Source organism: Pseudomonas sp. CCOS 191 (genome assembly GCF_001007005.1).
In the GTDB taxonomy this organism is placed as follows: domain Bacteria; phylum Pseudomonadota; class Gammaproteobacteria; order Pseudomonadales; family Pseudomonadaceae; genus Aquipseudomonas; species Aquipseudomonas soli.
This window is the reverse complement of sequence record NZ_LN847264.1, coordinates 3146890-3165386: the sequence shown is the minus strand read 5'-3', so window position 1 is coordinate 3165386 and position 18497 is coordinate 3146890. Positions and strand designations below refer to the sequence as shown.

Genomic DNA, 18497 nt, shown 5'->3' with positions numbered 1-18497 from the left:
GCGGTCACAGTCCTGTCACGATGAACGGTGGGCGCGCAGGGGGCAGGCAAACGTTTTCCCCGTGGGCCGGGGCCTGGCAGCCAGCAGCGCTCTGCTATGTTTACCGTCAGCGCTTTTCGGACCAGCGGTGCCGGCCGGCAGACAGGGAGACAGTCATGCGGTATTCCACGCTCACCCAACGCATCGCCGGTCACGCAGTCGCGGCTTGGGACATCCACTATCAGGCCCTCGAACAGCGCCGCCTGGGGCGCGAGATCTTCCTGCTGTCGGTGGGCGATCCAGACTTCGACACGCCAGCCCCAGTGGTCGAGGCCGCTATTGCCAGCCTGCGTCGGGGCGAAACCCATTACAGCGATGTGCGCGGCAGCCTCGCCCTGCGCCAGGCCGTGGCGCGCCACAGCCAGCTGGCCGTCGACCCCGAGCGGGTAGTGGTGACCGCCGGGGCCCAGTGTGGGCTGTTCGCGACCTGCCAGTGCCTGTTCGAGGCCGATGACGAGGTGATCGTCGCCGAGCCCATGTATGTCACCTATCACACGGTATTCGGTGCCTGCGGCGCGCGCGCCGTGCAGGTGCCGGTGCGGCCGGAGCAGGGGTTCCGCCTGGACCCAGCGGCCGTGGCCCGGGCGATCACGCCGCGCACTCGCGGGCTGCTGATCAATAGCCCGCACAACCCCACGGGTGCGGCAATCGGCCAGGCCGATCTGAAGTGTCTGGCGCGGTTGTGCCAGGAATACGACCTGTGGCTGATCTGCGACGATGTCTACCAGTCACTGCTGTACGACGGCGAGGCAGCGAATCCGCTGGGCCTGCCGGGTATGGCCGAGCGCTGTGTGTCGATCGGCAGCCTGTCCAAGTCCCACGCCATGAGTGGCTGGCGCGTCGGCTGGGTGATCGGGCCGCCGGAGTTCGCCCGACACCTCGGCAACCTGGTGATGAGCATGCTGTTCGGCCTGCCGGAGTTCGTCATGCAGGCGGCCTGCGTGGCTCTGGATCAGGCTGAAGATGAGGTAGGGCGGATGCGTGAGGTGTACCGGGCGCGGCGCGACCGGGTGTGTACCTCGCTTGAGGATTGCCCCGGAGTCCATGCGCATCAGCCAGCCGGGGGCATGTTCGTGATGCTCGATATACGTGGCACCGGGCTCAGCGCCCAGGCGTTTGCCCAGCGTCTGTTGAACGAAGAGGGCGTGGCACTGTTGCCGGGTGATGGGTTCGGGCCCAGCGCGGCGGGGCATGTGCGGCTGGGATTGGTGCTCGAGGCGCAGGTGCTGGCACAGGTATGCCAGCGCATCCGCAACTGTGCCTCACGCGCCCTGGCCGAGCAGCCCGGCCGCGATATTGATGGTGAAGCCCAGGATCGCCGTATTGAACATGAAGCCTACCAGTGAGTGGGCCAGCACCACCCGACGCATGGCCCGCCCGCCGACGCCGATGTCGGAGGTCTGCACGGCGACATTGATGGTGAACGAGAAGTAGTGAAAGTCCCAGTAGTCCGGGTTGCGCTCGCCATCGGCAAAGCGCAGCGGGGGCTCATGGCGGTCACCGGTGTAGAACAGTCGGGCATAGTGCAGGCTGAAGATGCAGCCTATCAGCAACCAGGAGCCAGCCACCGTCAGCCCGGTGTACAGGTAGTGCAAGGCCAGGGCACTGCCTTCCAGGCCGCGGCTGGACACCAGTTGCAGGGTGACCGCCGCCAGGCTGGCGATGGCCGAGACGCACACGGTGATCAGCACCAGGCCGGCGTTTTCATCTTCGATGCGGGCGACCTTGCGTACCCGCTCGGCATTGGCCCGCAGGCTCAGCCACAGGACCAGGGCCAGGTAAAGCCAGACGCCGATGTTCCAGCCGACGAGGATATGCTGCACGGTATCGCCGGCGGGGATCAGCCAGCCGCCGAGCAGGCCGGCCAGGGTGGCGATACTCAGGCGTGGGTGAGTGCGGGTGAGGTGGTGGAAGGCCATGCGGTCCCTTGGCGGTTGAACGTGGCTTCAACTGTAGACCAGATGCGGCCCTGTCGCGGGGCAAGCCCGCTAGCCCGGCATGCCGTCCACCCGCGCACGCAGCAGGATCGGCAGGTAGTGCCAGAGGAACAGCAGCAGCGCCGCGCTGCCGAACAATACCGACAACCCCAGCCCCAGCGGCGTGAACGGCGCCACGATCACGCGGGCCAGTGCCGCCAGCTGGATCAGCGCGAATGCCCAACTCATGCTGCGGGGTACCTGAAGAGGGCGTCCGGTATGCCCCAGGCTGACCCGCGCCATCATCGCCACGATCAGCCCGGTCATGGCGCCGACCGTCAGCGCATGGGCGGCCAGGCTAGGGTTGATCGGCACCCCGGCATGCCACAGCGCCAACCCCAGGCAGGCGGGAATCAGCCAGGCATAGGCCAGGTGCAGCGACCACAGCAGCGGCACATGCCACAGACCACGGTCGTGCCACAGCGCCAGGCGGACACCATGCAGCACCGCCAGGGCGGCGAACAGCACGGCCATCAGGGGGTGTGATGCATCGTTGAGCCCCAGCACATAGGTCAGTGGCAGCGCCACGCTGCCCAGCAGGCAGGCGCGGTCCAGCCAGGGCCGGGCCGGTGCCGGGCTCATGTTGCCCAGGCCGCGGCGGGTGAAGAACGGAATGACCCGGCCGCCGATCACGCTCATCATCGCCGCCACCAGCCACAGCCCGGCCAGCACGCCTCGCCGTTGCCACAGCGGGTCGTCGCGCAGCCAGCCTGTAAGGGTCAGCCACTGGCAAGCCGCGATGAGCAATACCAGGCCGATGATGGGGTAGTTGTTGCGCAGCCGACGCTGGATGATCGGCCGCGCCAGGGCCAGCGCCACCAGGGGCAGGAACGCGCCCTCAATCAGCACCAGTAGCCAGGCGGGCAAGGGCAGGAACCAGCTTGCCCGACCCAGCAGCCAGAGCAGGAACAGCCCCTGCAGTGGTCGGCCACTGAGACCCGGGATGCCACTCCAGTTCTGCACCGCCGTGAGCAGGAAGCCGGCAACGATAGCCACAGCGAAGCCAAACAGCATTTCGTGGCGGTGCCAGGCAAGCATGCCGCCGGCCGGTTCGAGCGTGTAAGCGCCGACCAGCACGCCGGCCCACAGCAGCAGGGCAACCAGGGCGAACAGGCTACCGCCGAGGAAGAAGGGTCGAAAACCCAGGGCCCAGAGGGCCTGGCGGGGGCGGGCGGTGATCGGCTGGACGAGCATGGCGAGGACCTTGGTTCGATCGAAACGGTTGAATGGGGTACCATCACGAACCATGCCAGCGTTCAAAAGCCTTGAATATCAAGGTGATGGCACTGCTTTGTGTCATTATGACTTTATTTGTTTCTGGTCATTTTGACCTTGATCATGGTTTAAATGACTCGTTTTGCGCCGCTTTGCCTCTATACGCCAGGGCGGCTTTGCTACAGGATCCCCGTTGTGACCGACCTCCTGCGCAATCCGCTGCTGCAGTACCTCGCCCGCCTGGCCCCGTCCAGCCAGCTGACCATGCGCTACATCCTGCAGGACGCCGCCGACCGCCTGGGGTTTGCCGACTGTGATATCGCCGAGGTGCCCTGGCACCGCCTCGAGCCCGGCCATGTGATCGCCCTGGTCGCGGCGCTGCGTGCCGATGGTTATGCGCCCAACACATCGTCGTTGTACGTCAATGCCGTGCGTGGAGTGATGAACGAGGCCTGGCGCCAGGGTTTGATCGACCACGAACAGTTGCTGATGATCCGCGAGGTCAAGCCAGCTGCCGGTAGCCGCCTGCCACCGGGACGCAACCTGCGGCGCAGCCTGATCCGCGAGCTGATGGACGTGTGCGCCGCCGACCCGCGCCCACAGGGTGTGCGAGACGCAGCCATCCTGGCGTTGCTCTACGGCACCGGGATGCGCAAATCGGAATCGGTCGATGTGAACCTGGACCAGGTGGATTTCCAGGAGCGCAGCGTGCAAGTGCTGGCCAAGGGCAACCGGCAGTTGGTCAAGTATGCCCCGGCCTGGGCCTTCGACAAGCTGCAGGCCTGGCTCGACCTGCGTCGCCAGCACCTGCCGGCCGGCGAGCGTGACGACAGCTTCCTGTTCAACCGCATCCGCCGTGGCAGCCACATCACCCGCGCGCGCATCACCAAGCACGCCATCTACTACATCGCCCGCCAGCGTGGGGCGCAGGTGGGGGCGAAGATCATGCCCCATGATTTTCGCCGGGCATTCATCACCCGGGTGATCGAGGAGCACGACCTGTCGATCGCGCAGAAGCTGGCGCACCACGCCAATATCCAGACCACGGCCGGGTATGACCGACGGGACGACAACGAACGGCGCAGGGCGGTGGAGCGGTTCGACTACTGATCACTGCATTTGCCTGCGAGCATCAGTGGATGCTCGATGCCAGCTCGAAGATCGGCATGTACATCAGGATCACGATCAGCCCGATCAGCAGGCCGATAAAGGTCATCAACAGCGGCTCGAACAATTTCACGAACCACTCTACCCAGCGGCCGATTTCCTGGTCGTGGAAGTCGGCGCAACGCTCGAGCATCTCACCCAGGTTGCCCGATTGTTCGCCGGCACGCAGCAGACGCAGCGAGACGGGGGTCACCAGTTGGCCGGCCTGCAGCGCATCGGACAACGGCAGGCCCTCGGCGACTCGTTGACTGGCCTGCTCCAGGCCCTCGGCCGCGGTGCTGCCCAGCAGGCCGCGGGCCATGCCCAGCGCGGTGAGGATGGGGATACCCCCTTGCAGCAGAATCCCCAGCGAACGATAGAAGCGCGCCAGCTCATACATCATCAGGCGCTGGTGCAGCGCGGGCAGTCGGCGCAGCAGGCGACCGGCGCCACGGCGCATGGCCGGGTGGCGGCGCAGGGCGACCAGGGTGCCGACGCCGACAAGCGTGCCCAGCCCCAGGGGCAGTTGCTGGGCATGCAGGAACAGACCGATTTGCATCAGCACCCGCGACAGCCACGGCAGTTCGGTGCCCATGCCCTCGAACACCAGGCTGAAGCGGGGCACCACGTACCCCAGCAGGAACAGCACCACGCCGCCGCCCACCAGCAACAGCAGCAGCGGGTAGACCGAGGCACCGACCAGCTTCTGGCGGACCAGATCCAGCCGCTGGCGATAGCTGATGTAGCGGGTGAGGGCGTCGCCCAATGCGCCGGTGCGTTCGCTGGACTGCACCAGGGCCACGTACAGGGTGGGGAACACCCGCGGCTGCAGGGCCAGGGCCTGGGACAGCGAGCGCCCCTCATAGAGTTGGCGCACCAGTTGCTCCAGGGTCTTGCGCGTGGCGCCGCCCGGGGCTTTCTCGGCCAGGCTCTCGAGGGCGTCGATCAGCGGCAGGCCGGCGCCGAGCAAGGTGGTCAGCTCCTGGCTGAACAGCATCAGGTCGAACGCCGCCACGCGTCGTCGCAGGGCCAGGCCCTGGCTGCGCACGCTGAGCACGCGCAGCCCCTGGTCCTCGGCCTGGCGTCGGGCCTGGTCGCTGTCCTCGGCCTCCACCTGCAATTGCACCACGCCCTGGCTGCCCAGGGCCTTGAGCTGATAGCGCATGGCCGGGTTCCTCATTGCCAGCTGGTGATTTCGGCGTTTTCGCCGTCACCACCGGGTTGGCCGTCCTTGCCCATCGACAGCAGGTCGTACTCGCCGCCGTTCTCGCCGGGCTGCTTGTAGATGTAGGGGCGGCCCCAAGGGTCCTGTGGCACTGCCTTCTGCAGGTAGGGGCCCGACCAGCGCGCTTCGCCACCTGGCGCGACTACCAGGGCCTGCAGGCCCTGCTCGCTGCTGGGGTAGTGGCCGACCTCCAGGCGATAGAGGTCCAGGGCCTTGCCCAGCCCCTCGATCTGCGCCCGGGCCACCTTGGCCTCGGAGCGGCCCAGCTGGCTGAAGTACTTGGGCGCGACGATGCCGGCCAACAGGCCCAGCACCACCAGCACCACCAACAGTTCGAGCAGGGTGAAGCCGCGTTGGGTACGGATGCTGCGTTGCATGGTGAAACCCTCCGGTGCATTTACCCCTGCCATGCAACAGCCGTGCACGTCTGCTCCGGGCCCTTGCGCCATGGGCCGCAGCAGGCGGCACGCGGCTTGCGTCGTAGTCGCAAAGCCTGGGTTAACGGGGCATCTCCCCCACATCGGGGGTCACGCTTGGGTTATTTGCGGCGGGAGGCGAACGACATGCGAGGACTGATCCTGGGGCTGGTGGCGGGGCTGATGGCATTCGCCGCCCAGGCCGACATCTATGTCTCGAGCGATGGCAAGGGCGGCTTCGTGCTGTCCAACGTGCACCGGCCAGGCCGGCATTACGACCGGGTCATCAGCGAACGCCCGACAGCGGGCGGGCCGGTCAATGCGCAACTGATCACCGGGCGACCCTACGCCGACCTGGTGGCGGCCGCCGCCCTGGCCCACGGTGTACCGCAGGCGTTGCTGCATGCGCTGATCAAGGCCGAGTCCGGCTACAACCCCAAGGCTCGCTCGGCCAAGGGCGCGGCGGGGCTGATGCAACTGATGCCGGACACGGCGAAGGAAATGGGCGTCAAGGATGTACTCGATCCACAGGCCAACGTGCAGGGTGGGGCGCGCTACCTCAAGCGCATGCTCACGCTGTTCGACAACGACATCACGTTGGCCGTGGCGGCCTACAACGCGGGGCCTGAGGCGGTTCTCAGCCGTGGGCGGGTGGTGCCGCCGTTCGCCGAGACCCAGCGCTACGTGCCTAATGTATTGCGTGACTACCGTCTGCTGCGCGGGCTGGATGGGGATGCGCCGCTTTGAGGGACGAGGTGTTCGACGCAGGTTTTACAGCGCCTGCAAAATCGAGCGCCGCCCGCGCGGCGCATCGCGGATGAATCCGCTCCTACATTTGTTGCAACGTGGCCATGCCTGATAGGCCATGGTTGTTAGCCTTGTTTGCACGACGCGGTTTTTCGGTGGGCATTGCTGCCGCCCCACCTGTCTCAAGACCTGCGCCAAGGCTGGCAACCAGGGCCTTACAGGTTCGGTACGTTGCAACAAATGTAGGAGCGGATTCATCCGCGATGCGCCGCGCGGGCGGCGCTCGATCTCGTAGGCGCTGCAAAACCATCGCCAACCACCGATAGCTCATGCTTTCCCCAACTTTGGGCTATAACCTCTAGAGGTGCCCAGCCGCGGAGCCCGCCATGGACCTCGCCCCCCGTCACGACACACTGCTGCCGACCGAAGCCGTCCCGGCGCGCAAGCCGTTCGACCTGCTGCGCTGGTACGCCTGGGTCAGCCTGGCGATCATCCTCTCGGTGGGGGTTGGCCTGGGCCTGATCTCCAGCCGCTTCATCATCGACGAGAGCGTCGAGCGCGATGCCTTGCTCACCGCCCAGTTCATCACCTCCATCGCCGACGCCGAAGTGCGCCATGTAGCTATTCCCAACGTGCGCACCATGGGCGAACTGCTCGACCCACGCACCGACCATGCCTTGCCTGATGTCGATCCCGAGGCCCGGCGCCGGGCCCGTGGCGAGTTCCTCGACCATATTGCGCACCTGCCGGACATGCTCCTGGCCAATATCTACGCCCCCGACCGCACGGTGATCTGGTCGAGCAACCCGGCACTGATCGGCAAACTCATCGAATCGGATGACGACCTCGACCGGGCCTTCGAGTACAAGATGCGCGTATCGGCCAGCTACCACGACTTCGAGCAGGCGCGCAGCGAGCAGAAGTTCGTCACCCCGCCCGAGCAACTGTTCATCGAGAACTACATCCCCTTGTTCGACGCCGACGGCGAAAACGTCACGGCGATGGTCGAGATCTACAAGGAGCCCCACGACCTGATCGTACGTATCGAGCACGGCCTGCTGCTGATCTGGCTGGCCATCGCCGTGGGTGCGGGCCTTGTGTATGTCGGCCTGTACGGCATCATGCGCCGCGCCGCCCGGCTGATGGCGGTGCAGCAGAAGCGGCTGATCGGTAACGAGACCTTCGTGGCCCTGGGCGAGGTGTCGTCGGCGGTGGCCCACAGCCTGCGCAACCCGCTGGCCAGCATCCGCTCCAGCGCCGAGCTGGCCCAGGCCTTCGATGATGGCCCGGCGCAGAAGAACATCAGCGACATCATCAGCCAGGTCGACCGCATGTCGCAGTGGGTGCGCGAGCTGCTGCAATCGCTGCGTCCGCTTGGCGATGAAGCCGTGGCGGTGGACGTGGCCCAGAGCCTGCGCGACAGCTTGCAGGCGTTTGCCCAGGCGCTGGAGCGCGGCGGCGTGCGGTTGCTGCTGCCTGAGCTGCCAAGCGTGCAGGTGCTGGGCCAGCCGGCGCTGCTCGGGCAGATCTTCAGCAGCCTGATCGCCAACGCCCTGGAGTCGATGGAGGCCGGTGGCGAGCTGCGTGTTGAGGTGGTGCGCAATGATCGGCGCAATCTGAGCCTGCGGCTCTCGGATACAGGCAAGGGCATGAACGAGCAACAGCAGCGCATGGCCTTCCGGCCATTCTTCACTACCAAGCAAGGCGGCGTGGGCGTGGGGCTGATGCTGGTGAAGAGGATCATGGAGCGCTTCGGCGGCTCGGTGCGGTTGAGCAGCCGTGAGGGGGCAGGGACCCGGGTACTGCTGAATTTTCGGGTGGCATCAACTTAACCTTAAGGTATAGGTTTTTAGCCTAATGAGCTGATATATAAGGAAATTATCTGAACTGGGTAACCGTTACCCAAAAGTGGGGATTTATCCAACAAATAAGATTAATAAAGATCAACAACATAATGATTTATAAAGAAAAATTTTAAATTTGTATTGCTGGCTGGCTTTTTGCTAGACCTCTCGCAAGCCTGCGCTGACATCTTCAGCAAAGGTCCAATGGAATCACTTTGCTACCACCGGTAGCAGAGCCGCATGCCGGTGAACCTCATCGGCCCCAGGTGGGAACGATGCGATGCAGACGCTCGAAAACGGTGCCCCCGACAAGGCCGCGCCTCCCGTCAGCGGGTTGGCCACGCCGCTGCACGAGTTCAACCTGCTGCGCTGGTTCTCGCTGGTCAGCCTGCTGATCATCGCCTCAGTGGCCGGTGGGTTGGGCTATGTGTCGACGCGTTTCGTGGTGCAGGACAGCGTCGAGCGTGACGCCATGCTCACCGCCCAGTTCATCCAGGCCATGGCCCAGGCCGAGGTGCGGCACTCGCAGCTGCCGCCGGGCATCACCATGGGCGAGTTGCTCGATCCGCGCCTCGACCAGCAGCACCTGCAGTTCACCCCTCAACTGGCCGAGTCGACCCGGGTGGAGTTCCTCGACCACGTCGAACACTTGCCCGACACCTTGCTGGCCAATGTCTATGCCCGCGACCGCACGGTAGTGTGGTCGACCAACCCGCACCTGATCGGCAAGCGCATCGATGAAGATGACGATCTGGAACACGCCTTCCGCTCGCGCAAGTCGGTGTCAGCCAGCTATCACAAGGCCGACGAGGAACGCGAGGAACAGAAGTTCCAGCGCGAGCCCCGGCACCTGTTCATCGAGAACTACATCCCGCTGTTCGACAGCCAGGGCGAGCAGGTGCTGGCGATGGTCGAGATCTACAAGGAGCCGCATGACCTGGTGCGGCGCATCCAGCGCGGTTATGTGCTGATCTGGGCCTCCACCCTGGTCGGAGGGGCGCTGATCTACTTCGGCCTGTTCTGGATCGTGCGCCGCGCCGCCAGCCTGCTGCGTCACCAGCAAGACCGCCTGGTGGCCAGCGAGACCTATGTGGCCCTGGGCGAGATGTCCTCGGCGGTGGCCCACAGCCTGCGCAACCCGCTGGCCAATATCCGCTCCAGCGCAGAACTGGCCCAGGACATCGCCAGCCCGGCGGCGCAGAAGAACATCGGCGACATCATCACCCAGGTCGACCGCATGTCGCGCTGGGTTCGCGACCTGCTGGTGTCGCTGCGCCCGACCAGCGACGAAGCCGAGTCGGTCGACCTGGTGGCGGCCGTCGAGGATGCGCGGCAGGCCTTCGCCCCGCAGATCGAGCGCAACAACGTGCGCTTCGCCTTCGACGGGCCAGCGACGCAATGGGTGGCCAGCCAGCCGTTGCAACTGACGCAGATCCTCAACAGCCTGTTTGCTAACGCCCTGGAGGCCATGCCCCAAGGTGGCGAGCTGCGCGCCGAGGTGCGCCAGCTGGAGGGGCAGCAGGCGCAACTGCAGCTCAGCGATACCGGCAAGGGCATGAGCGAGCAGCAGCGGCGCATGGTGTTCAAGCCGTTCTTCACCACCAAGCAAGGCGGCTTGGGTGTTGGCCTGGCACTGGTCAAAAGGATCATGGAACGCTTTGGCGGCGCGGTCGAACTGACCAGCCGCGAAGAGGAAGGAACCCGCGTCAGCCTGACTTTCAATATTGCAGCGGGAGGGGACCATGGAGCACAGCATCCTGGTGGTCGAGGATGATGAAATCCTTGCCGACAACATTCGCACCTACCTGAACCTCAAAGGGTTCGAGGTCACGGTGTGCCACAGCGCGGAACTGGCGCTGGAGCAGATCAAGCGCGCCCGGCCCGACGCCGTGCTGACCGACAATTCGCTGCCCGGCATGAGCGGCCACGACCTGTTGCGCACGCTGGTGGCGCAGGCGCCGGAGCTCAAGGTGATCATGATGACCGGCTACGGCAACGTCGAGGACGCCGTGCTGGCCATGAAGGAAGGCGCGTTCCACTACCTCACCAAGCCGGTGGTGCTGGCCGAGCTCAAGCTGATGCTGGACAAGGCCCTGGCCGCCGAGCGCATGGAGCGCACGCTGTCGTTCTACCAGGAGCGCGAGGCGCAGAAGTCAGGGTTGCAGGCCTTGATCGGCGAGTCGCCGGCCATGCTCGAACTCAAGCACACCTTGCAGCAGCTGCTCGATGCCGAGCGGCGCATGGCCAGCGGCGATCTGCCGCCGGTGCTGGTCGAAGGCGAGACCGGTACCGGCAAGGAATTGGTGGCGCGCGCCCTGCATTTCGACGGCAGCCGGGCCAAGGGGCCGTTCATCGAGTTCAACTGCGCCTCGATTCCCGCCAACCTGCTGGAGGCCGAGCTGTTCGGCCACGAGAAAGGCGCCTTCACCGATGCCAAGGAGCGTCGCGTGGGCCTGGTCGAGGCGGCCGACGGCGGCACCCTGTTCCTCGACGAGATCGGCGAGATGGACCTGGTGCTGCAGGCCAAGCTGCTCAAGCTGCTGGAGGACCGCACCATTCGCCGTATCGGCGCGGTCAAGGAGCGCAAGGTCGACCTGCGGGTGATCAGCGCCACCAACTGCAACCTGGAGCAGATGGTCCAGCAGGGCAAGTTCCGCCGCGACCTGTTCTTCCGCCTGCGCATCATTGCCCTCAAGGTGCCGCGCCTGTTTGCCCGTGGCCAGGACATCCTGCGCCTGGCCCGGCACTTCCTGGCCCACCACGGGCGGCGCTACGGCAAGCCCAACCTGCGCTTTTCGGCCGAGGCCGAGGCGCTGATGCTGGGTTACAGCTGGCCGGGCAACGTGCGCGAATTGCGCAACATGCTCGAGCAGACAGTGTTGCTGGCGCCCAGCGAGGTGATCGGTGCCCATCAGCTGAACCTGTGCATGACCCTGGTCGACGAGCCGCTGGCGCAGCCGGCGCAGGTGCTGGCATTCGAGGCGCCACGCCATGAACCACCGGCAGCCGCCAGCCTGCCGGACATGGAGCGCGACATGGTCTGCCGCACCCTCGACCGCACCGACTGGAACGTCACCAAGTCGGCACGGCTGTTGGGGTTGTCGAGGGACATGCTGCGCTACAAGATCGAGAAGCTTGGGTTGACCCGGCCGGACAAGCGGCAGTGGTGAGTGGGCGGGCTGATTGCCTGTCAGCTTTGCGTCTTTGGGGCTGCCATGCAGCCCATCGCCGGCAAGCCGGCTCCCACAGGTAGCGCAGAATTCAGCAATTGCGCGGTCCTTGTGGGAGCCGGCTGGATTTTCCTACTGTGCTGAGTAACGCCTGCTTTCACAAAGCTTATGGCTTGCCGCCGTTGCCTGAGCCTGCGCCTTCACGCCCCATCCCCTCCGAGCCGCTGTCCCCCATCCCCGGCAGGTCGCGATCATTGTTCTGTTCGGCTGGCGGGCTGTCCGGGTCATTGCCCTTGATCCGCGGGTCGGTATCCCGCGGCATGGGCTTTTCGATTGGGTTGAGGGTGCTGTCCACGCCTGGCTTGGGCGCCGGGTTGTGCGGGTCGTCAGGGTAGGTGGCGCCGGTACCGGCGGCGAAGGCCAGGGGCGAGGCGAGCAGGGCGGCAAGCAGGAAGGAACGTTTCATGTGGGCAAGCTCCTTTGCGATGACAAGAAGTCGGCCCTGCCTGCGCAGGGCCTCGTTCTCATATGGGCCATGACCCCATCAGCAAGGTGCCATCACGGCGACCAACGGTCACACCACCATCGACAGCAGCATGATGAAGATGATGCCGACCACCGAGAGGATGGTCTCCATCATGCTCCAGGTCTTGAAGGTCTCGGCCACGGTCATGTTGAAATACTGCTTGACCAGCCAGAAACCTGCGTCGTTGACGTGGGACAGTATCAGCGAGCCGGCGCCGGTGGCCAGCACCAGCAGTTCGCGGTTGACCCCCGGCACCAGGTCGATCACCGGGGCGACGATGCCGGCGCCGGTGATGGTGGCCACCGTGGCCGAGCCGGTGGCGATGCGGATCACCGCCGCCACCAGCCAGGCCAGCATGATCGGCGAGATCTCGGCCTGCACCGCCATCTGCCCGATCACGTTGCCCACGCCGGTGTCCACCAGCATCTGCTTGAAGCCGCCGCCGGCGCCGACGATCAGCACGATGGCGGCGGTGGGAGCCAGGCTCTGGTCGAGCATCTTCATGATCTGCTGGCGGTTGAAGCCACGGGCCGAGCCGAAGGTGTAGAAGGCCAGCAGCAGGGCGGCGAGCAGGGCGGTGATCGGGTGGCCGATCAGGTCCATCCACTGGCGCACGATGTGCTCGGCCGGCAGTACCACGTCGGCGAAGGTCTTGAGCAGCATCAGCACCACCGGCAGCAGCACGGTGATCAGGGTCACGCTGAAGCTGGGCAGGTTCTGCTGGTTCGACTCGCGGGCGATCTGGTCCATCAGTTCCTGGGACGGGTTGCCCGGGATGTAGCGCGAGATGAAATTACCGAACAGAGGGCCGGCAATCACCGCCGTGGGCAGGGCCACCAGCAGGCCATAGAAGATGGTCTTGCCGATGTCGGCGTGGAAGATGCCGATCGCCAGCAACGGCCCCGGGTGCGGCGGCACCAGGCCGTGCACCACCGACAGGCCCGCCAGCAGCGGGATGCCGATCTTCACCAGCGACACGCCGGAGCGGCGGGCGACGATGAACACCAGCGGGATCAGCAGTACGAAGCCGATCTCGAAGAACAGCGGGATGCCCACCAGGAAGGCGGCGAACATCATTGCCCAGTGCACCTTCTGCTTGCCGAAGGCGCGGATCAGGGTCTGGGCGATCTGGTCGGCGCCGCCGGAGTCGGCCATCAGCTTGCCGAGCATGGTGCCCAGGGCCAGGACGATGCCGACGAAGCCGAGCACGCCGCCGAAGCCGTCCTGGAACGACTTCATCACCTTGGCCACCGGCATGCCGGAGGTCAGGCCGAGAAAGCCCGCGGCTATGGTAAGGGCGACGAAGGGGTGGACCTTGAAATGGGTGATCAGCAGGATGAGCCCGACGATGGTGACCAGCGCGTCAAGCAGCAGGAAGGTATCGGTAGCCAGTCCGAACATGGTTCGTGAACCTCGGTCTTTTCGTTGTTGTTTTGGTATCGCGTGTCTTGCGTCATTGCGCCTGCGAAGGCATGGAGACAGCGCTGTCTTTGGTGAGCCGGAAAAACCGCCGGGTCAGGCAGTCCGCGCCAGCGCCTGCTCACCGCAAGGCTTTAGCCACTGGTGCACGTCCTCGGCCAGCGTGGGCAGCGGGCGGGTGGCGTCCAGGGCCAGGGTCAGGGGCTCTACGTGCGGCGGCTCGAGCGCTGCGAACTGGCTGTCGATCAGGCTGGCCGGCATGAAGTGACCGGGGCGCGCCAGGACGCGCTTCTCGGCTTCCTGCGGGGTCAGCTCGAGAAACACGAAGCACAGTTCGGGCACGGCCAGGCGCAGGGTATCCCGATAGCGGCGCTTGAGGGCCGAGCAGGTGAGGATCGGGCGCTCACCCGCAGCGAGGGTGGCCTGCAGCTCCTCGCCCAGGCGCACCAGCCAACCGGCACGGTCATCGTCGTTCAGGGGAATGCCGGCGCTCATCTTGGCGATGTTGGCGGCGGGGTGGAAGGCATCGCCTTCGATCAGGCGGCCGCCGCTGCGGGTGGCGATGGCGGCGCCGACGCTGCTTTTACCGCAGCCGGCCACGCCCATGACCACGATCGCGGACAGGGAAGGGTTCATCTGTACCTCCTGCTGGTTGAGATAGCGCTGTCTCGGTCGGGACGAGCCGAAAACCATGCGCCACCCTCCCGGGTGTTATTGATCTTGTCTTTGGCAGTATGGACGCTGAACGCATGCCTGCTACCAAGATTGCATTGCCTGCATCCAGAGACAGCGCTACCTTAGTGACCGTTCCCCATTCCTGCAAGCAGTAAAATTACAATACTCATGTCCCGTACTGGCTCGCGTACCACTGGTCGTCCCACCCTGGCGGAAGTCGCCAGGCTTTCCGGGGTTTCCCCCATCACCGCTTCCCGGGCCCTGCGGGGCGTCAGCACGGTCGCGCCCGAGCTTGCGCAGAAGGTCATGGCCGCGGCGTCGAGCCTAGGCTATGTCGCCAACCCGGCCGCCCGTGCCCTGGCGTCGGCGCGCAGCCAGTCGGTGGTGGTGTTGATCCCCTCGTTGTCCAACCAGCTGTTCATCGACACCCTCGAGGCCATTCACGAGGTGATGCGCCCCCGTGGCCTGGAAGTGCTCATTGGCAACTATCACTACGATGTCGCCGAAGAAGAGAACCTGATCCGCAACTACCTGGCCTACCAGCCGTGCGGCGTGCTGCTCACCGGCTTCGAGCGCAGCGAGGCCTCGCGGCAGATGCTGGCCGCGAGCCGGGTGCCGTGCGTGCACATGATGGAGCTGGGTGGCGAGGGCGATGCCTTGTCGGTAGGGTTCTCCCAGCACTCGGCCGGGCGCGCTGCGGCGCGGCACCTGATCGAGCGTGGTCGCCGACGCCTGGGGTTCATCGCCGCGCAGCTCGACCCTCGGGTGATGCAGCGCGCCGAAGGCTTCCGTCAGGCCCTCGCCGAGGCCGGTCTGCAAGCCCCCGAGCTTGAAGTGCTCGACCCGCAACCCTCGTCCATCGGTCTGGGTGGCACGCTGTTCAGCCGCCTGCTGGCCAAGGCGCCGGATGTCGACGGCATCTTCTTCTGCAACGACGACCTGGCCCAGGGCGCGGTGCTGCAGGCCCTGCGTGAAGGCATCGAAGTGCCGCGCCGGGTGGCGATGGTCGGTTTCAACGACCTGCCGGCCTCGGCGCACATGGTCCCGCGCCTGACCTCGATCCGCACCCCGCGCGCGGCGGTCGGGCGTGGTGCTGCTCAGGCGCTGCTGGCGTTGCTCGATGGCAAGCGGGTGGCTACCGGTCAGCAGGACCTGGGGTTCGAGCTGATGGTGCGCGAGAGTTCCTAAGGTCGGCGCAGCGTCGACTGTCAGCTAGCGTGCGGAGCCCACCTGGCAAATTTGTCAGTTGTGGTGGGTCGCAAGAAGCAGGACGCTGTGGCTTTCCGGCAGAGGACAGGCCGTGCCCCACTCGACTCGATTGCTGTACACGGATGCCCATGGCTCGGTGCTGCGCGCCCAAGGTGAAACAGGCCAGTCGGTGCTGGCCTATACCGTGCACGGCCATGATTCCGGGGCTCGGCCGGTCAGTCCGTTCCTGCGCTTCAATGGCGAGGTCCCAGAGAAGTTGTCCGGCAACTATCTGCTGGGTAATGGCTATCGGGCATACAGTCCAGTACTGCTGCGCTTCACGTCGCCAGACGGCTTGAGCCCGTTTGGTGAGGGTGGCTTGAACGCCTATGCTTACTGTGCGGGTGACCCGATCAACAGCGTCGACCCTTCGGGGCATGTGCCTTTTAGAAGGCGTGCCGCGACTGCGACTAGATGGCAGTTAGTAAAGAAATCCGTACGCAAAAAACTGGCGCTGGTCGAGGATGCCACCACCTTTGCAAAACTGTTTGTAAAGCTGCTCAAAAACCCGACTTGGTCAAACCGGTGGGCTGTAGCCAAGCAAACCGGCAAGATGGCAATCAAGTACGGGCCTCTTGCTCCCGTCTATTGGGTATATGACTGGCTGCGCCCAACACCGTCCGTGCCCGACCAGGTGACGGCCACTTCCGTGCCTGCCGCCACCCAGGCCGGTGCACCTGGTGGCCCGGCTGACGGCCAGCCGCTGTCAGGCAGACGCGACGAGCTACGTGGCGACAGTGCATAAAACGGAAAGCACGCCGCCTTACAGTTGCAGAAGGCCAGATGGCCAGCGCCCCAATCACGATGGCTGCTCTGCCACGTTCTCCAGTGCTTGCCCGCGGCTGACCCACCAGCCGAACCCTGCCGCGGTGAAGAACATGATCAGGCTGTAGATCGCCGCCGGCACCGCCATGGTCGCGTTGTTCAGCAGCGACGGGCTCAGGGCCAGCGCGATGGCCAGGGTGCCGTTGTGGATGCCGATCTCCATGCCGATGGCGATCGCCTGGCGTTTCGGGATGTTCAACAGGCGTGGCACCCAGTAACCCACGCCAAGGCTGAGCAGGTTGAACAGCAACGCCGCGCCACCGACGATCGGCGCGTACTCGACCACGGTCTGCCAGTCCTTGGCCAGGGCCAGGACGATGGTGAAAGCCAGGAACAGCGCCGCGACGATCTTCATCGGCTTCTGCATGCGCGCGGCGAAGCGCGGCGCCCAGTGACGGACCAGCATGCCCAGCGCCACCGGCAGCAGGACGATGGCGAACACCTGCATGACCTTGGCAAATTGCAGGGGGATGGCCTGGTCCGATGCCATGAACCACATCAGCGACAGGTTCACCAGCAGCGGCATGGTGAGGATGGCGATCAGCGAGTTGACCGCGGTGAGGGTGATGTTCAGCGCCACGTCGCCGTGGGCCAGGTGGCTGAACAGGTTGGCCGTGGTGCCGCCGGGCGAGGCGGCCAGCAGCATCAGGCCCACCGCCAATGCCGACTCGAGGCCAAAGCCGTTGGCGATCAGGAAGCACACCAGTGGCAGCAGCAGGATCTGGCAGGCCAGGCCGATCACCACCGGCTTGGGGTACTTCACCACCCGGGCGAAGTCGGCGAGGGTCAGCGACAGGCCCAGGCCGAGCATGATGATGCCCAGGGCCAGCGGCAGGAGGGCGGTGAGCAAGGGGGAGGCGGTCATGGGCGGTCTCTCGGGCGAAGGATCCCGAGGAGTGTAGGTGGGTGCGCAATGATAGCTAATCGTATCTGGACGATCTTGGTAACCGTTTGTTACTGGCCTGATGACGCCATGTCGCGTTGCGATGCCGGGCCTGTGGCAGTAGCATTCGCGCTTTTGCCGAGGATTAGCCCGTCATGCCGTTCCAGCAAGGTCTGCTTGCCACCCCGGTGCCGGCCCACGCCCGTCACCTGTTCTTTGCCCTCGATTCGCTGGAGGCGTTGCCCGCCGCGCTGGACCAGCTGTTGCCGCAGGTCGATGGCCACAGCCTGATCCTGGCCGTCGGCGCGCCGCTGGCCAAGGCCCTGGGCCGCGAGGTGCCGGGCCTGCGCAGTTTCCCGCAACTGGACGCGGTGGTGGAGAACCCGGCGACCCAGCACGCCCTGTGGTTGTGGCTGCGCGGTGCCGAGCGCGGCGAACTGTTCCTGCGCGCCCAGGCCTTGCAGCAGGCGCTGGCGCCGGCCCTGCGCCTGGTCGACAGCGTCGACGGCTTCCTGCACCGCGGCGGCCATGACCTGACCGGCTACGAAGATGGTACCGAGAACCCGGTGGACGCAGACGCCGTTGCCGCCGCCATCGTGCCGGGCGACATCCCCGGCCTGTCGGGTTCGAGCTTCGCCGCCTTCCAGCTGTGGAAGCACGACCTGGGCTACTTCAAGTCGCTGCCCCAGGCCGAGCAGGACAACATCATCGGTCGCCGCCTGAGCGACAACGAAGAGCTCGACGACGCGCCCGAGTCGGCCCACGTCAAGCGCACTGCCCAGGAGAGCTTCGCGCCCGAGGCGTTCGTGGTGCGACGCTCGGTGGCCTGGACCGATGAGCGCGGCGCGGGCCTGGCGTTCGTCGCCCTGGGCTTCTCGCTGGACGCCTTCGAGGTGCAACTGCGGCGCATGAGCGGGCTGGAGGATGGCGTGGTCGATGGCCTGTACCGCTTCAGCCGGCCGTTGAGCGGCGGCTATTACTGGTGCCCGCCGTTGGGTGAGCAGGGCGCAGACCTGCGTCTGTTGCTGGGCTGATGGATCCTGGGGTGCGACCAGGTGTCCGCCGCAAACCCTGCAGCGCCTATGCGACCGAGCGCCGCCCACGCGGCGCATCGCGGATGAATCCGCTCCTACATCTGTTGCA

17 protein-coding genes are annotated in these 18497 nt (G+C 65.6%); 9 read left to right on the top strand and 8 right to left on the bottom strand.

Annotation, left to right across the window (positions count from 1 at the left end):
* The first annotated feature begins 155 nt into the window (after positions 1-155).
* Positions 156-1385 carry a pyridoxal phosphate-dependent aminotransferase gene (locus CCOS191_RS14035; protein ID WP_046855736.1) on the top strand — a complete coding sequence of 410 codons (1230 nt, stop codon included), beginning with the start codon at positions 156-158 and terminating at the stop codon, positions 1383-1385.
* Here the strand turns inward: CCOS191_RS14035 and CCOS191_RS14030 are convergent.
* On the bottom strand, positions 1302-1958 hold the full coding sequence (locus tag CCOS191_RS14030; protein WP_046855735.1) for a DUF1345 domain-containing protein: 657 nt from the start codon (positions 1956-1958) through the stop codon (positions 1302-1304). The two genes, CCOS191_RS14035 and CCOS191_RS14030, sit on opposite strands and share 84 nt — an antisense overlap.
* Before the next feature lie 69 nt (positions 1959-2027).
* Positions 2028-3209 carry an NnrS family protein gene (locus CCOS191_RS14025; RefSeq protein ID WP_046857797.1) on the bottom strand — a complete coding sequence of 394 codons (1182 nt, stop codon included), beginning with the start codon at positions 3207-3209 and terminating at the stop codon, positions 2028-2030.
* 216 nt (positions 3210-3425) lie between these two features.
* Here CCOS191_RS14025 and CCOS191_RS14020 point away from each other — a divergent pair, with 216 nt between their 5' ends.
* The gene (locus CCOS191_RS14020; protein ID WP_046855734.1) at positions 3426-4340 is read left to right on the top strand and encodes a site-specific integrase; all 915 of its coding nucleotides are present in this window, start codon (positions 3426-3428) and stop codon (positions 4338-4340) included.
* 22 nt (positions 4341-4362) lie between these two features.
* Here the strand turns inward: CCOS191_RS14020 and CCOS191_RS14015 are convergent, their stop codons facing one another.
* Together CCOS191_RS14015 and gspG are read right to left on the bottom strand one after the other, a co-directional pair.
* Positions 4363-5541: a type II secretion system F family protein gene (locus CCOS191_RS14015; RefSeq protein WP_046855733.1), complete on the bottom strand. Its 1179-nt coding sequence runs from the start codon at positions 5539-5541 to the stop codon at positions 4363-4365.
* 11 nt (positions 5542-5552) lie between these two features.
* A complete protein-coding gene (gene gspG, locus CCOS191_RS14010; RefSeq protein WP_038706070.1) occupies positions 5553-5978 on the bottom strand; it encodes a type II secretion system major pseudopilin GspG in 426 nt (141 codons plus the stop codon).
* A gap of 186 nt (positions 5979-6164) precedes the next feature.
* On the opposite strand from gspG, the gene CCOS191_RS14005 reads away from it, so the two are divergent.
* From CCOS191_RS14005 to CCOS191_RS13990, 4 genes are all read left to right on the top strand, one after another.
* Positions 6165-6764 carry a lytic transglycosylase domain-containing protein gene (locus tag CCOS191_RS14005; RefSeq protein WP_046855732.1) on the top strand — a complete coding sequence of 200 codons (600 nt, stop codon included), beginning with the start codon at positions 6165-6167 and terminating at the stop codon, positions 6762-6764.
* A gap of 386 nt (positions 6765-7150) precedes the next feature.
* Positions 7151-8596, top strand: coding sequence for a sensor histidine kinase (locus CCOS191_RS14000; protein ID WP_046855731.1), 1446 nt, complete (start codon positions 7151-7153; stop codon positions 8594-8596).
* A 292-nt stretch (positions 8597-8888) separates the two neighbouring features.
* Complete coding sequence (locus tag CCOS191_RS13995) at positions 8889-10382, top strand: sensor histidine kinase (RefSeq protein WP_046855730.1); 1494 nt, start codon at positions 8889-8891, stop codon at positions 10380-10382.
* Positions 10351-11778, top strand: a complete 1428-nt coding sequence (locus CCOS191_RS13990) for a sigma-54-dependent transcriptional regulator (RefSeq protein ID WP_046855729.1) — start codon at positions 10351-10353, stop codon at positions 11776-11778. Before CCOS191_RS13995 ends, CCOS191_RS13990 begins: the two co-directional genes overlap by 32 nt.
* A gap of 166 nt (positions 11779-11944) precedes the next feature.
* Here the strand turns inward: CCOS191_RS13990 and CCOS191_RS13985 are convergent, their stop codons facing one another.
* The 3 genes from CCOS191_RS13985 to CCOS191_RS13975 all read right to left on the bottom strand — a co-directional run bounded on the left by CCOS191_RS13985 (position 11945) and on the right by CCOS191_RS13975 (position 14359).
* Positions 11945-12244 carry a hypothetical protein gene (locus tag CCOS191_RS13985; RefSeq protein ID WP_046855728.1) on the bottom strand — a complete coding sequence of 100 codons (300 nt, stop codon included), beginning with the start codon at positions 12242-12244 and terminating at the stop codon, positions 11945-11947.
* Between the two features lie 108 nt (positions 12245-12352).
* Positions 12353-13705, bottom strand: a complete 1353-nt coding sequence (locus CCOS191_RS13980; RefSeq protein WP_038706074.1) for a GntP family permease — start codon at positions 13703-13705, stop codon at positions 12353-12355.
* A gap of 114 nt (positions 13706-13819) precedes the next feature.
* Complete coding sequence (locus CCOS191_RS13975) at positions 13820-14359, bottom strand: gluconokinase (RefSeq protein WP_046855727.1); 540 nt, start codon at positions 14357-14359, stop codon at positions 13820-13822.
* A gap of 207 nt (positions 14360-14566) precedes the next feature.
* Here CCOS191_RS13975 and CCOS191_RS13970 point away from each other — a divergent pair, with 207 nt between their 5' ends.
* Entirely contained in the window at positions 14567-15586 is a 1020-nt protein-coding gene (locus CCOS191_RS13970) for a LacI family DNA-binding transcriptional regulator (RefSeq protein WP_046855726.1), read from the top strand.
* Positions 15587-15698: 112 nt separating this feature from the next.
* Positions 15699-16391, top strand: coding sequence for an RHS repeat-associated core domain-containing protein (locus CCOS191_RS27435; RefSeq protein WP_231867435.1), 693 nt, complete (start codon positions 15699-15701; stop codon positions 16389-16391).
* A gap of 54 nt (positions 16392-16445) precedes the next feature.
* Here CCOS191_RS27435 and CCOS191_RS13965 read toward each other — a convergent pair whose 3' ends face one another.
* Entirely contained in the window at positions 16446-17336 is an 891-nt protein-coding gene (locus CCOS191_RS13965) for a bile acid:sodium symporter family protein (protein ID WP_046855725.1), read from the bottom strand.
* Positions 17337-17509: 173 nt separating this feature from the next.
* On the opposite strand from CCOS191_RS13965, the gene CCOS191_RS13960 reads away from it, so the two are divergent.
* The gene (locus CCOS191_RS13960; RefSeq protein ID WP_046855724.1) at positions 17510-18388 is read left to right on the top strand and encodes a Dyp-type peroxidase; all 879 of its coding nucleotides are present in this window, start codon (positions 17510-17512) and stop codon (positions 18386-18388) included.
* Positions 18389-18497: the final 109 nt, after the last annotated feature.